Here is a 12,979-nt window from a genome sequence, read left to right on the forward strand (position 1 = left end):
AACGGAGAGCGGATATGTCGCTTTCGGCTCTCTGCATTCGCCGTCCCGTCATGACGATCCTGCTGATGGCGATGATCGTCATCGCGGGCGTCTTCGGCTTCAAGCAGCTGCCCGTCGCCGCGGTGCCGCGCGTCGACTTCCCGACCATCCAGGTCCAGGCGCAGCTTCCGGGCGCCAGCCCCGAGACGATGGCCGCCTCCGTCGCCTCGATCCTCGAACGCCAGTTCTCGACCATTGCCGGCGTGACGTCGATGACCTCGACCTCGTCGCTGGGCAACACGGCGATCGTCCTGCAGTTCGACCTCAACCGCAGCATCGACGGTGCCGCGCTTGACGTGCAGTCGGCGATTTCCTCGGCGATGCGCCGCCTGCCGGTCGAGCTGCCGACGCCACCCAGCTTCCGCAAGGTCAACCCGGCCGACTTCCCGATCATGTTCCTGGCGCTGAAATCGAGCCAGGTGCGCCTGTCCGACGTCGACGCCTTCGCCAACCGCGCGATCCTGCCGCGTATCTCGACCCTGCCCGGCATCGCCCAGGTGCTGATCTTCGGCACGCAGAAATACGCCGTGCGCGTCCGCGCCGACCTCGACCAGCTCGCGGCGCGCGGCCTCACCCTGCAGGAATTGCAGAATGCCATCGTCGCGGCCAACTCGAGCAAGCCGGTCGGCGCCATTGCCGATTCGCGCCAGAGCTCGATCCTCGATGCGACTGGCCCGATCAACAAGGCGGCCGACTACATGCCGGTCGTCGTGAGCTGGCAGAACGGCGCGCCGGTCCGCATCTCCGACGTCGCGACCGCCATCGACAGCGTCGAGAACGACAAGGTCGCGAGCTGGCTCGACGGCACGCGGGCCATCCTGCTGGCGGTCTATCGCCAGCCCGATGCCAATACCGTCGAGGTGGTCAACAGGGTCAAGGCCATGCTGCCGGCCATCCAGGCCGAGATGATCAGCGGCGTCGACATCAGCATCCTGAACGACCGCTCGGTCTCGATCCGCGAAGCCATCGAGGACGTCGAGTTCACGCTGGTCCTCGCCGGCGTCCTGGTCATCATCGCCATCTACTTCTTCCTGCGCAGCGTGCGAGCAACCATCATCCCGGCCATCGCGCTGCCGATCTCGGTGATTGGCACCTTCGCGGGCATGTATCTCTGCGGGCATTCGATCGACAACATCTCGCTGCTGGCGCTGACGCTCGCCGTGGGCTTCGTCGTCGACGACGCCATCGTCATGCTGGAGAACATCGTCCGCCACATCGAGGCGGGCGAGAAGCCGCTGGATGCCGCCTTCAAGGGCTCCAAGGAAGTCGGCTTCACCATCGTGTCGATGACGCTGTCGCTGGTCGCGGTGTTCATCCCGGTGCTGTTCATGGGCGGCGTGGTCGGCCGCATGTTCAACGAGTTCGGCCTGGTCATCAGCATGGCCATCCTGATCTCGGGCATCGTGTCGCTGACGCTCACGCCGATGCTGTGCTCGCGGCTGCTGAAGCCGATCGACCACCACGAGAAGCACAACGCCCTGCTGCGGCTTTTCGAGTGGAGCTTCAACAAGATCACCGAGGGTTACTCGTGGTCGTTGCGCCGCGTCGTGAAGTTGCCGCGCCTGGTGCTGGCCATCACGCTCGGCACCTTCGTGCTGACGGCCTACCTGTTCCAGACCATTCCGAAAGGCTTCTTCCCGTCGGAGGATATCGGCCAGATCACCGGTTCGACCGTCGGTCCGGACGATGCCTCGTTCGATGCGATGGTGGCGCGCCAGGCGGCGCTCGCCGAGGTCATCAAGCGCGATCCCGACGTCGTTTCGGTCATGTCGACGGTGGGCGGCGGCAACGCGGCCAGCACGGTCAACTCGGGCCGTATCTTCATCACCCTGCGCGAAAAGCCCGAGCGCAAGGCGAGCGCCCTGGAAGTGATCGCCCGCCTGCGCCGCGCCTCGTCGACGGTGCCCGGCATCAACATCTTTTATCAGCCGATCCAGTCGATCAACATCGCGACCACGCAGAGCCGCGCGCAGTACCAGTTCGGCATGCGCTCCAGCAGCCTGGCGCTGCTGCGTGAATACGCGCCGCTGATGGAAGAGCGCATGAAGCGCATCCCGTCGCTCACCGACGTGAATTCCGATCTCCAGGTCAAGGCGCGCTCGACCGTGATCGACGTCGATCGTGACACCGCTTCGCGCTTGGGCCTTTCGGTCGACCAGATCCGCCTGGCGCTCTACTCGGCCTTCGGCACGCGCCAGGTCTCGACCATCTATGCGCCCGACGATACCTACCAGGTCATCCTCGAGGCCGACCCGAAGTATGCCGACACCAACGAGGTGCTGCGGCGCATGCAGATCCGCACGCCGACCGGTGGTCTGGTGCCGCTCGACACTGTGGCCAAGCGCAACGACAAGCCGACCTCGCTGACGGTCAATCACATCGCGCAGCTGCCGGCGGTCATCATCTCGTTCAACCTGGCGCCGGGCGTGGCGTTGGGCGACGCGGTGAAGGACATCGAGGCGGTGGCCCGCGAAGTCGGACTGCCGACCAGCATTGCCACCAGCTTCGAGGGCAGCGCCCAGGTGTTCCAGCAGGCCGTGGCCAACCAGGGCATGTTGCTGTTCGCCGCGATTCTCGTGATCTACCTGATCCTGGGAATCCTGTACGAGAACTTCATCCATCCGCTGACCATCCTGTCGGGCCTGCCGTCGGCCGGTATCGGCGCGCTGATCACCCTGCAGCTCTTCGGCATGGACCTCTCCGTGATCGCGCTGATCGGCGTGGTCATGCTGATCGGCATCGTGAAGAAGAACGCCATCATGATGGTCGACTTCGCGCTCGAACGACGGGCGCAAGGCGCGTCGGCTGAGCAGGCGATCGTCGAGGCGGCGGAGCTGCGTTTCCGGCCCATCATGATGACGACGACTTGCGCGCTGCTGGGCTCGCTGCCTATCGCGCTGGGCCATGGCGCCGGCGCCGAGCTGCGCCAGCCGCTCGGCGTCACGGTGGTCGGCGGCCTGCTCGTATCGCAGTGCCTCACGCTCTACATCACGCCGGTCGTTTACATGTGGTTCGACAAGCTCACCGGCATGAAGTTCAGCCCCGGCTGGGCCAAGCGGTGGCGCACCAAGGACCGCACGCCGCCGGCGCCGGCCGAGTAAAGTCGGTCATCCAGAGCGCAGCGAAGGACCTCGCACCGCGGCCAGACAATTGCATGGCAGGCGGGAGATTTTTCGCTACGCTCCGGGACGGGACTTCCCCCGTCCGTGATGACAGGTGTTCCATGACCGACGAGATCGGCGCTTTCGTTCCGGGGCCGCGCGTCCGCATCGAGGGTCGGGCCGGTGGTCCGCTGTCGGGCCTCACCTTCGCGGCCAAGGACCTCTTCGACGTGGCCGGTGTCCCGACGGGCGGCGGCAATCACGACTGGCCGACCGGCCGTCCCATCCCCGACAAACATGCCTGGGCAGTGCAGACGCTGCTCGATGCCGGCGCGACCCTGATCGGCAAGACCATCACCGACGAGGTCTCGCTCGGCATCTTGGGCGAGAATGCCTTCGACGGGACGCCGAAGAACGTTCGCGCCCCGGGCCGTGTACCCGGCGGCTCGTCCTCGGGCTCGGCGGCCGCGGTCGCGGCGGGAGTCTGCGACACCGCGCTCGGAACCGACACCGGCGGCTCGGTGCGCGTGCCGTCGAGTTTCTGCGGTCTATACGGCATCCGTCCGACACACGGCCGCATCGATGTCACGGGCATGCTCCCGCAGGCACCGACCTCCGACACGACCGGCTGGTTCGCGCGCGATGCCGAGACCTTCGCGAAAGTGTCCGCCGTCCTGCTGGGCGAGGAGATTCCATCGACGCTGCCGACCAGGGTCGTGATTGCGGTCGACGCCTTCGGCTTCGCGGATGCAGGCACGTCCAAGGCGCTGCAGCCGATGGTGAAAAAGCTCGTCGGGCTCGTCGGAGCGAGTCGCGAGGAGATCATGGCGCCGCAGGGCCTTTCGGTCTGGGCGCGCGCGCAACGTACGATCCAGCCGGCCGAGGCCTATGCGACGTTCCGGCCGTGGCTCGAGGCGCGCAATCCACGCTTTGCCTTCTCGGTCGCCAAGGCGCTGGTCGCGGGCTCGATGATCGCCGACGGCGACAGGGCCTGGGCCAACCTCATGCGCCAGGAAGTGCGCGGGCGCATGAAATACCTGCTGCCGGCCGGCACCATCCTCTGCCTGCCGACGACGCCGTTCCCCGCACCTCTCGTCGGTCAACCGCTCTCGAGGCTCGATCCGCTGCGCGACCGCATCACCTGCCTGTGCGCACAGGGCGGGTTGGCGGGCTTTCCGCAGGTCAATCTTCCGGGCGCCACGACGGTTGACGGTCTGCCGGTCGGCCTGTCCATCATCGGCCCGCGCGGCAGCGACGCGAACCTGGTGGCCGTGGCGCGCGCGATGGAGGCGGCGGCCTGATCGTTCGCCGCGGAGGGTTTCGTGGCGAGCGAAAAGCAGAAGATGCTGGCGGGCGAGCTCTACGTGGCGACCGGCGAGGAGCTGGCTGCCGACGCGCGGCGCGTTGCCGAGTGGATGGACCGCTACAATGCCTCGATCGCCGCCACGCAGCAGGACTATCCGGCCTTGTTGCGAGAGATCATGGCGTCGGTGGGCGAGGGCGCCTACATCCGTCCGCCCTTCCATTGCGACTACGGCTACAACATCAGCCTCGGCGCGGGCGTCTTCCTCAACTTCAACTGCATCATCCTCGACGTCGTGAAGGTCACGATCGGCGATCGCACGCAGATCGGGCCGGGCGTCCAGATCCTGACCGCGGACCATCCGCGCGATCCCGCGCAACGTCGCGCCGGCCTTGAGTTCGGCCGGCCAATTGCCATCGGCGCCGATGTCTGGATCGGCGGCGGCGCGATCATCCTGCCGGGTGTCACGGTCGGCGATGGGGCGATCGTCGGCGCGGGCGCCGTCGTCACCCGCGACGTGGCGCCCGGTGCTACTGTCGTGGGCAATCCAGCCAAGGAGAGGCGTTAAGTGACGGATCTGACACCGAACATTCCCGAAGTCGTCGAAGAGGTGCGCACGCTGTTCGAGCGCTACGAGCAGGCGCTGATCGACAAGAACGTGGATGTGCTCGACGCCACTTTCTGGAACAGCCCGCATACGATCCGCTTGGCCAACAACGAGCACGGCTACGGCTTCGACCGCATCCACGCCCATCGCGTGGCGCGCGTGCCCGGTCCCGGCACCAAGGAGAAGCGGCTGCGTCTCGACATCGTGACCCTGGGCCGCGACTTCGCCACCGCGACCCTCGTCTACAAGGTCCGCGGCAAGGAGATGACCGGTCGACAAATGCAGACCTGGGCGCGCTTCCCCGAGGGCTGGAAGGTGGTCGCCGCGCACGTCTCGATGATCGCCGATCCGATCGTCACCTGAACAATCAAGATATGGAGGAAACGATGGCTCAACCTGTCGAAGGCCTGGGCAATGTGCTGAACCCCGACAACGCCTGGGTCGCCAAGGTGAGCGAGCCCGCGCTCGAGCCCGACCTGCCGATCGTCGATCCGCACCATCATCTCTGGCAGCGCAGGGGCAACGACTACCTGTTCCACGACCTGCTGGCCGACACGCAGACCGGGCACAACATCGTCGGCACGGTGTTCGTCGACTGCCACTCGATGTATCGCAAGGACGGGCCGGCCGAACTGCGCTGTATCGGCGAGACCGAGTTCGCCAATGGCGTGGCGGCGATGAGCGCCTCGGGCCTCTACGGCAACCTGCGCGCCTGCGCGGGTATCGTCAGCCATGTCGACCTGCGCCTCGGCGAGAAGGCGGGTGACGTATTCGATGCCCAGATCGCCGCCGGCAACGGCCGCTTCAAGGGCATCCGCCACCAGACCGGCTGGGATGCCGACCCGGGCGTCCGCAACTCGCGCAACGATCCGCCGCCCGAGCAGACCCGCGACGCGACATGGCGCGAGGGTTTTAGGGAGCTGGCGAAGCGCGATTTGACCTTCGACGCCTGGCTCTACCATCCGCAGATTCTCGAGATCGCCGCGCTGGCCGACGCCTTCCCGAACACGCACATCATCCTCGACCATGTCGGCGGACCGCTGGGCTATGCCGGCTACGCCGGCCGCCACGACGAGGTGCGCGCGACCTGGAAGAAGTCGATGGCCGAGCTCGCCAAGCGGCAGAACATCGTGGTGAAGGTCGGCGGCCTCGGCATGGCCATGGGTTTCTTCGACTTCTACCAGCGCCCGACGCCGCCCGGTTCGCAGGAACTGGCCGACGCGTTTCGGCCCTGGGTCGAGACCTGCATCGAGCTGTTCGGCGTCGACCGCTGCATGTACGAGAGCAACTTCCCGGTCGACAAGATCACCTCGGGCTACGGCGTCCTGTGGAACGCCTTCAAGCGGATTTCGGCAGGCGCGTCGGCGTCGGAGAAGACAGCGTTGTTCGCAGGCACGGCGGCGCGGATTTATAAGCTTGAGCTGGCTGTCTGACGCTGATGAGGTGAGTTAAGGATCCCTCGCTTACGCTTAGGATGACACCGTTTTCTAAGTTGGCGCACCGTGCCAATTCCAAAACCGGTGTCATCCTGAGCGCAGCGAAGGATCTTTGCTCTTGCTGGACTCAAGGCCTTGCAAGAACCGTGTCAGCAGGCGGCCACCGGATGAAGTTTCTTTTTCATCGAACAAGCTCTCCCGCACTGACACAGGCTGTGAACTCGCCCTAGAATTTTGGCCTCGCGTTGTTCATGGGGCCCATTGATGCGTCGTTTCCTCCTATCCGCTGTCGCCGCCCTCGCCACCGTTTCCGCCATACCGATCGCCTCGGCGCAGACCCTCAAGGTGGTGATGCATTCCGATGTGAAGGTGCTCGATCCGATCTGGAGCGGTGCCTATATCACCCGCAATCACGGCTACATGCTCTACGACGTGCTGTTCGCCATGGACGAGAAGTTCCAGGTGAAGCCGCAGATGGTCGACACCTGGACGACCAGCGACGACGGGCTGACCTGGACCTTCAAGCTGCGCGACGGGCTGGAGTGGCATGACGGCCAGCCGGTGACGGCGGAGGATTGCATCGCCTCGCTGAAGCGCTGGTCGGCGCGCGACGGCATGGGCCAGAAGCTCGCCCAGGCGCTGAAGGAGTACAAGGTCGTCGACGCCAAGACCTTCCAGATCGTGCTGAAGGACAAGTTCGGCGCGGTGATCGAGGCACTGGGCAAGCCCTCGGTCGTCGTGCCCTTCATGATGCCCAAGCGAATCGCCGAGACCGATCCGTTCAAGCAGATCGAGGAATATATCGGCTCCGGTCCCTTCGTGTTCAAGAAGGAGGAATGGAAGCCCGGCGAGAAGCTCGTCTACACCAAGTTCGCCAAGTACAAGCCGCGCGCCGAGCCGATGTCCGGCCTGTCCGGCGGCAAGGTCGTGAACGTCGACCGGGTCGAGTGGATGTGGATCCCCGACGCCGAGACGCAGGTCAACGCGCTGCTGAACGGCGAGATCGACTATCTTGAAGGCGTATCGTCCGACCACCTGCCGCTGATCGAGAAGGACAAGGGCATCCGGGTCATCAAGGGCCGCGTCTCCAACCAGTACGCATTCCGGCCGAACTGGCTACAGCCGCCCTTCAACAACGAGAAGATCCGCCAGGCTGCCGCGCTCGCGTTGAACCAAGAGGACTTCCTGCAGGCCAATATCGGCGACAAGCGCTTCTGGCAAACCTGCAAGGCGATGTTTACCTGCGGCTCGCCGCTGGCGACCGATGCCGGCATGGCCGGCTTGATCGAGGGCAATGCCGCCAAGGCCAAGGCGCTGCTGGCGGAAGCGGGCTACGACGGCACACCGGTGACTCTGCTGGCGCCGACCGATCTTGGCGTCATCAAGCAGCTCGGCCCCGTCGCCAAGTCACTGCTGGAGAAGGCCGGCTTCAAGGTCGACATGGTGTCGATGGATTGGCAGAGCGTGATCGTGCGCTTGGCCAAGAAGGTGCCGGTCTCCGAGGGTGGCTGGAACGCCTTCTCGACGAGCTGGTCGCAGGTCGACATCCTCGACCCGCTGATGACGCCCTTCCTGATCGCAAGCTGCGACAAGGCCCGCTCCGGCTGGCCCTGCGACGAGGAGCTGGAGAAGCTGCGCGACAAGTACGTGCAGGCGACCACCGAAGCCGAGAAGAAGGCCGCCGCCACTGCCGTCCAGGAGCGAGCCATCAAGGTCGTGACGCACGTCCCGCTCGGCGAGTGGTTCGGCGTCAGCGCCGTCCGCTCCAACATCGGTACGCTCAACCCGCCGCCGCCGGTGCCGGTCTTCTGGGGCGTGACGAAGAAGTAGGGGCAAAGGATCCCTCGCTTCGTTCAGGCGAGGGATCCTCATTCATGCTCATTTTTAGGGATACGAAGCGGCACTTCCTCATAATCCAGGTGAGCAGTCGGAAGAGAAAAGCGAGCTAACTCTTTGCATGAACTTTCGGGCTACCGGCACAGAGGAAATTCGGCTTAACGGTCATCGCTCCTGCATTGGATTAACACTCTGAGGGGCTGCTTCAAGTCTCGCTGAATTCACTTTTCAAAACAAAGGCTTGCCACGGTCAGTTAACACACCCAAAGCTGGCGGATGTCGGAACCGTCTTTCCTCGGCGGGCGGTTTCCGCCCCACCGGGTCCTCGCAGGCTGGCTGGGCGAGGCAGGCTCGGCCCGTTTGCTGGCCTACACGCTGGCTGCCGAAGCGCAGTTCATCCCGACTCGCCTGGCCCATGAGGGCACCGGCCGGCTTGAAACCCTCACTCGCCAGTCGTCTGTCCTGAAAGATCTCGGCGACTTTGCCCGTCCGCTCCGCCGCAAGGCGCTGGCGCTGCAGGCGGAGCTCGAGGCGGACTTCGAGATGGAACACACGCCACCCAACAGCACGCAGATGGAAGTGGTGGCGCACGGCGACGGCGCCTTCTATCTCCCGCATACCGATACTTTCACCGGCGACCAGTACACGCCGGGCGGCCGGCGGCGCCTCACGATGGTCTACTACTTCCATCGCGAACCGCGCCGCTTCACCGGCGGGCGGCTCAGGATCTTCGATCTGGGCGGTGGCGAAACGATCGATGTCGAGCCCGAGCATGACAGCCTGCTGGTCTTCCCGTCGACCGCCCGTCACGAGGTCGAGCTTGTATCCTGTCCCGGCGGCGGCTTTGCCGACAGTCGCTTTGCCGTGAACATCTGGCTCTGCGGCTGATCGCTACTCCGCCGCGTGGAGTTGCGCCGGCTTCTCTGACGGATTCGTGTCGACTGCGCGGCCCGTGCGCTTGGCGGCGTCCTCGGCTTCCCAGCGGATGGCGATCTCGGCCAGCTTGTCCATGACGCCGTCGAGCTCACCGCCGCGCTTGGTCAACGAGTAGGTGACTTTGGGCGGGATGGTCGCCTCGTAGTCGCGCTTCACTAGCGCGGCGCCCTCCAGCGTGCGCAGGCGTTCGGTCAGCATCTTGGCGGAGATGCCCGAGACGCGGCGCTTCAGCTCGCCGAAGCGCTGCGGCCCGTGGGTGCGCAGGTTGTAGAGGATGTACGTCGTCCAGGGCCCCATCAGCATGCGCAGGATGAAGTCCATCGGGCAGGAGACGCTTTCCTTGGCCTGGGCGGCGGTGGCCGGGGTTGGGATGCTCATGGAAAAAACCTTCAGGTTACGATTTGGTACCTACTGGTGAATATATAGCTCGCATCCCAGATGTTTCTAGTCACTTTGTGAAAGCAACTGAACTGGAGAAACGGCTATCCCGATTTCTTCAGTGAAATCAAAGGATTGGAATCCATCATGAGCAACGTCGCCATCGTCTATCATTCGGGCTACGGCCACACCCAGGCTCTCGCCGAAGCCGTCGCCACGGGCGCGCGGTCGGTTCCCGGTACTACTGTCAGCCTGATCCCGGTCGCCGAAGCCGAGGCCCGCGGGGCCGAGCTGGACGCGGCGGACGCCATCGTCTTCGGCAGCCCGACCTACATGGGCGGTGTGTCGGCCGACTTCGCCAAGTTCAAGGACTGGACGTCGAGCCGCTGGATGGAGGGCAAGTGGCGAAACAAGCTCGCCGCTGGCTTCACCGTCTCCGCGTCGTGGAACGGCGACAAGCACAACACGCTCTACCAGCTGCTCACCCTGGCGGTTCAGCACGGCATGGTGTGGGTCGGCCTCGGCCTGCCGCCGGGCAACAACAACTCGAAGGGCTCGAGCGCGGACCTGAACCGTGTCGGCGCCTCGATCGGCGCGATGGGCCAGGCCAATGCCGACCAGGGTGTCGAGGGAATCGGTGCCAGCGACTTCAAGACCTTCGAGGCGCTCGGCCGCCGCGTCGCCGAAGCCAGCCACCGCTGGCGCGAAGAGCCGCTCGCGCAGGCGGCTTAGTAGTCTGTGTCATCCCGAGCGAACGAGGGATCCTTCTGGTTCGGAAGGATCCCTCGCAAGGGCTCGGGATGACACGCCTAAATGCGTGTCACTTCTTGCTGATGTTCCAGAGCACCGGAACCGGGCCGGCGAGCCAGCCGCTGATCCGGTCCTTGCGGTAGGCGCCGAAGGCCTTGTACTGGCCGACCGGGGCGTAGAAGCCCTGGTCCATCAGGCGGTCGGAGATGGCGTAGCCCAGCTCCTTGCGCTTGGCGGGGTCGCCTTCCCGGATGAAGGCGGCGCGCAGGACCTCGATCTCGGGATCGCACGGCCAGCCGAACCATGCCTTCTCGCAGGTGCCGGCGGCGTAGGCGTTGGTGCCCGGGTTGTCGAGGTCGAGCGTGATGTTGGTGGTGAAGAAGATGTTCCAGCCACCCTGCGCCGGCGGCTCCTTGCGGGCGCGACGGGCCACCACGGTCTGCCAGTCCATCGCCAGCAGGTCGACCTTGAAGCCGGCCCTCTCGAGCTGCTGCTTGGCGACGGCCTGCACCTGGTTGGAGGATTGCAGGTCGGTCTGCTGCAGCATCGCGATCGGCGTGCCGTCATAGCCGCTCTCCTTCAGGAGCTGGCGCGCCTTGGCGAGGTCGGGCTTGATCAGCAGGTCGCCATATTCCTTGCCGTAGGTCGTGCCGCAGACGAACGGCGCGTTGCAGACCTTGTAGATTTCGGGATCGCCGACCTGGGCGCGCAGCATGTCTTCCTGGGCAAGCGCCCACATCGCCGCCTGGCGCGCCTTCACGTTGTTGAAGGGCGGGTGCAGCGAATTGAAGCGCATGATGATCTGGCTGCCGAGCGAGTTCCAGCCGAACAGGGCGATATTCTTGTCGGCCTTCAGCATCGGGAAGAGATCGGGCACCGGCGATTCGATCAGGTCGATCTCACCCGCCATCAGCGCGTTGACCGCCGTGCTGGGATCGGTGATCGCCAGCCATTCGATGCGGTCGACCTTGGCGACCTTGCCGCCGGCCAGCATCGAGGGCGGCTCGTTACGCGGCTTGTACTTGGTGTTCTTGACGTAGACGATCTTCTCGCCGGGCTTCCACTCCTCCTTCTTGAAGATGAAGGGGCCGGAACCGGTGTAGTCCTCGATCTGCTTGTTGGGATCGGTCTCGGCGACCCGCTTGGGCATCATGAACGGCACGTTCGACGAAGGCTTGCCCAGGGCGTCGAGGACCAGGCCGAACGGCTCCTTCAGCTCGATCGCGAAGGTCTTGGCGTCGACCGCCTTGATGTCCTTGGTCGCCTTCAGCAGCAACTGGCCGAAGCCGTCGCGGGCGCCCCAGCGCTTGATCGAGGCGATGCAGTCCTCGGACGTCACGGGCGTGCCGTCGCTCCATTCGAGGCCGTCACGCAGGGTGATCGTCCAGGTGAGCTTGTCGTCGGAGACGGTGTACTTCTCCGCCATCTGCGGCTGGATCTTGAGGTCCGCGTCCTTGGCGAACAGGACGTCGTAGACCAGATAGCCGTGGTTGCGGGTGATCAGCGCGGTCGTCCAGATCGGATCGAGGATCTTGATGTCGGCGTGCGACACCATCCTCAGCGTCGTCTGTGCCGCCGCCGGCACAGAAACCGTGGCCATCGCGGCCGCCAATCCGAGGGAAGCCGCCAGGGCAACCCGTCTCCGCAAACCCAACATTCAGTCACCTTTCCCGTGATAGACTTGAACCCATTTCATACACGCTGCCATGCAGTCCCAGAGGAATAAAGACATGTCGATGCCGACGATCTTTGTGTCGCATGGAGCGCCCACGCTGATCCTGAGCGACGCGCCCGCGCGGACCTTCCTGGCCGGCCTCGGCCAGCAAATTCCGCGCCCGACGGCGATCGTCGCGGTGTCGTCGCATTGGGATACCGACGTGCCGGCCGTGTCGGTGGCGCGCAAGCCCGACACGATCCACGATTTCTACGGCTTCCCCGAGGATCTCTACAAACTGCGCTACGCCGCGCCCGGCGCGCCGAAGCTCGCCGAGAAAGTGGCGAAACTCACAGGCGCCGCGCACGATCATCATCGCGGCCTCGATCACGGCGCCTGGGTGCCGGCGATGCTGGGCTGGCCCGAGGCCGACATCCCGATCTTCCAGCTCTCGGTGCAGCCGGCGATGAGCCCGGCGCACCACATCGCGCTCGGCCGCAAGCTCAGCACCTTGCGCGAGGAGGGCGTGCTGGTGATGGGCAGCGGCAGCGCCACCCATAACTTGCGCGCGCTGGTCCCCGGAGAGGACTCGGAGCCCGAGCCCTGGGCACAGGCCTTCGACGACTGGGTGGCCGACACGGTCGGGAAGGGCGACGAGGCGGCGCTCGCCGATTACCGCGCCCGCGCCCCCTATGCCCGCGAGGCCCATCCGACCGACGAGCATCTCCTGCCGCTGCATGTCGCGTATGGCGCGGCCGGCGAGGGAGCGCAGGGTCGGGCGCTCCATCGCAGCTTCACGTTGGGCAACCTGTCGATGGCCGCTTACGCGTTCGATTAGAACCCCTTCCTCCCCATTCCGATGTGTTTGGGCCGGGGAGATGGTGAACACCTGTTCGGAGACATGGTGAACACATTTCAGATTAGCCTGGCTTATCGATG

Annotated in this window: 11 protein-coding genes; 9 read left to right on the forward strand and 2 right to left on the reverse strand. The window is 65.1% G+C overall.

All coding sequences use genetic code 11. The features are described 5' to 3' along the window. Positions 1-14: 14 nt before the first annotated feature. The 7 genes from AC1ROX_RS10930 (at position 15) to AC1ROX_RS10960 (ending at position 9,210) form a co-directional block, all read left to right on the forward strand. A complete protein-coding gene (locus AC1ROX_RS10930; protein ID WP_493125299.1) occupies positions 15-3,140 on the forward strand; it encodes an efflux RND transporter permease subunit in 3,126 nt (1,041 codons plus the stop codon). A 122-nt stretch (positions 3,141-3,262) separates the two neighbouring features. Then, on the forward strand, positions 3,263-4,441 hold the full coding sequence (locus tag AC1ROX_RS10935) for an amidase (protein ID WP_493125301.1): 1,179 nt from the start codon (positions 3,263-3,265) through the stop codon (positions 4,439-4,441). A 21-nt stretch (positions 4,442-4,462) separates the two neighbouring features. Next, on the forward strand, positions 4,463-5,011 hold the full coding sequence (locus tag AC1ROX_RS10940) for a sugar O-acetyltransferase (RefSeq protein WP_493125303.1): 549 nt from the start codon (positions 4,463-4,465) through the stop codon (positions 5,009-5,011). Beyond that, positions 5,012-5,413 carry an oxalurate catabolism protein HpxZ gene (gene hpxZ, locus AC1ROX_RS10945; protein WP_493125305.1) on the forward strand — a complete coding sequence of 134 codons (402 nt, stop codon included), beginning with the start codon at positions 5,012-5,014 and terminating at the stop codon, positions 5,411-5,413. Positions 5,414-5,436: 23 nt separating this feature from the next. After that, positions 5,437-6,483, forward strand: coding sequence for an amidohydrolase family protein (locus AC1ROX_RS10950; RefSeq protein ID WP_493125307.1), 1,047 nt, complete (start codon positions 5,437-5,439; stop codon positions 6,481-6,483). A gap of 267 nt (positions 6,484-6,750) precedes the next feature. Continuing rightward, complete coding sequence (locus tag AC1ROX_RS10955) at positions 6,751-8,316, forward strand: ABC transporter substrate-binding protein (protein WP_493125309.1); 1,566 nt, start codon at positions 6,751-6,753, stop codon at positions 8,314-8,316. 282 nt (positions 8,317-8,598) lie between these two features. After that, positions 8,599-9,210 carry a 2OG-Fe(II) oxygenase gene (locus AC1ROX_RS10960; RefSeq protein WP_493125311.1) on the forward strand — a complete coding sequence of 204 codons (612 nt, stop codon included), beginning with the start codon at positions 8,599-8,601 and terminating at the stop codon, positions 9,208-9,210. 3 nt (positions 9,211-9,213) lie between these two features. Here AC1ROX_RS10960 and AC1ROX_RS10965 read toward each other — a convergent pair whose 3' ends face one another. Then, positions 9,214-9,636, reverse strand: a complete 423-nt coding sequence (locus tag AC1ROX_RS10965) for a winged helix-turn-helix transcriptional regulator (protein WP_493125313.1) — start codon at positions 9,634-9,636, stop codon at positions 9,214-9,216. A 147-nt stretch (positions 9,637-9,783) separates the two neighbouring features. On the opposite strand from AC1ROX_RS10965, the gene AC1ROX_RS10970 reads away from it, so the two are divergent. Next, positions 9,784-10,368, forward strand: a complete 585-nt coding sequence (locus tag AC1ROX_RS10970) for a flavodoxin family protein (RefSeq protein ID WP_493125315.1) — start codon at positions 9,784-9,786, stop codon at positions 10,366-10,368. A gap of 88 nt (positions 10,369-10,456) precedes the next feature. Here the strand turns inward: AC1ROX_RS10970 and AC1ROX_RS10975 are convergent, their stop codons facing one another. Then, positions 10,457-11,986: an ABC transporter substrate-binding protein gene (locus tag AC1ROX_RS10975; RefSeq protein WP_493125317.1), complete on the reverse strand. Its 1,530-nt coding sequence runs from the start codon at positions 11,984-11,986 to the stop codon at positions 10,457-10,459. A 136-nt stretch (positions 11,987-12,122) separates the two neighbouring features. Between AC1ROX_RS10975 and AC1ROX_RS10980 the strand changes: the two genes are divergently transcribed. Next, positions 12,123-12,878: a DODA-type extradiol aromatic ring-opening family dioxygenase gene (locus AC1ROX_RS10980; RefSeq protein WP_493125319.1), complete on the forward strand. Its 756-nt coding sequence runs from the start codon at positions 12,123-12,125 to the stop codon at positions 12,876-12,878. Positions 12,879-12,979: the final 101 nt, after the last annotated feature.

Source organism: Reyranella sp. GW821-FHT14A01 (assembly GCF_058803965.1).

What these genes read in the sequence shown, in the direction of transcription:
- AC1ROX_RS10935 (WP_493125301.1), top strand. Translation starts at nt 3,263, where the DNA reads ATGACCGACGAGATCGGCGCTTTCGTTCCGGGGCCGCGCGTCCGCATC.
- AC1ROX_RS10975 (WP_493125317.1), bottom strand. Translation starts at nt 11,986, where the DNA reads ATGGCCACGGTTTCTGTGCCGGCGGCGGCACAGACGACGCTGAGGATG.
- AC1ROX_RS10950 (WP_493125307.1), top strand. Translation starts at nt 5,437, where the DNA reads ATGGCTCAACCTGTCGAAGGCCTGGGCAATGTGCTGAACCCCGACAAC.
- AC1ROX_RS10970 (WP_493125315.1), top strand. Translation starts at nt 9,784, where the DNA reads ATGAGCAACGTCGCCATCGTCTATCATTCGGGCTACGGCCACACCCAG.
- AC1ROX_RS10960 (WP_493125311.1), top strand. Translation starts at nt 8,599, where the DNA reads ATGTCGGAACCGTCTTTCCTCGGCGGGCGGTTTCCGCCCCACCGGGTC.
- AC1ROX_RS10955 (WP_493125309.1), top strand. Translation starts at nt 6,751, where the DNA reads ATGCGTCGTTTCCTCCTATCCGCTGTCGCCGCCCTCGCCACCGTTTCC.
- AC1ROX_RS10965 (WP_493125313.1), bottom strand. Translation starts at nt 9,636, where the DNA reads ATGAGCATCCCAACCCCGGCCACCGCCGCCCAGGCCAAGGAAAGCGTC.
- AC1ROX_RS10930 (WP_493125299.1), top strand. Translation starts at nt 15, where the DNA reads ATGTCGCTTTCGGCTCTCTGCATTCGCCGTCCCGTCATGACGATCCTG.
- AC1ROX_RS10980 (WP_493125319.1), top strand. Translation starts at nt 12,123, where the DNA reads ATGCCGACGATCTTTGTGTCGCATGGAGCGCCCACGCTGATCCTGAGC.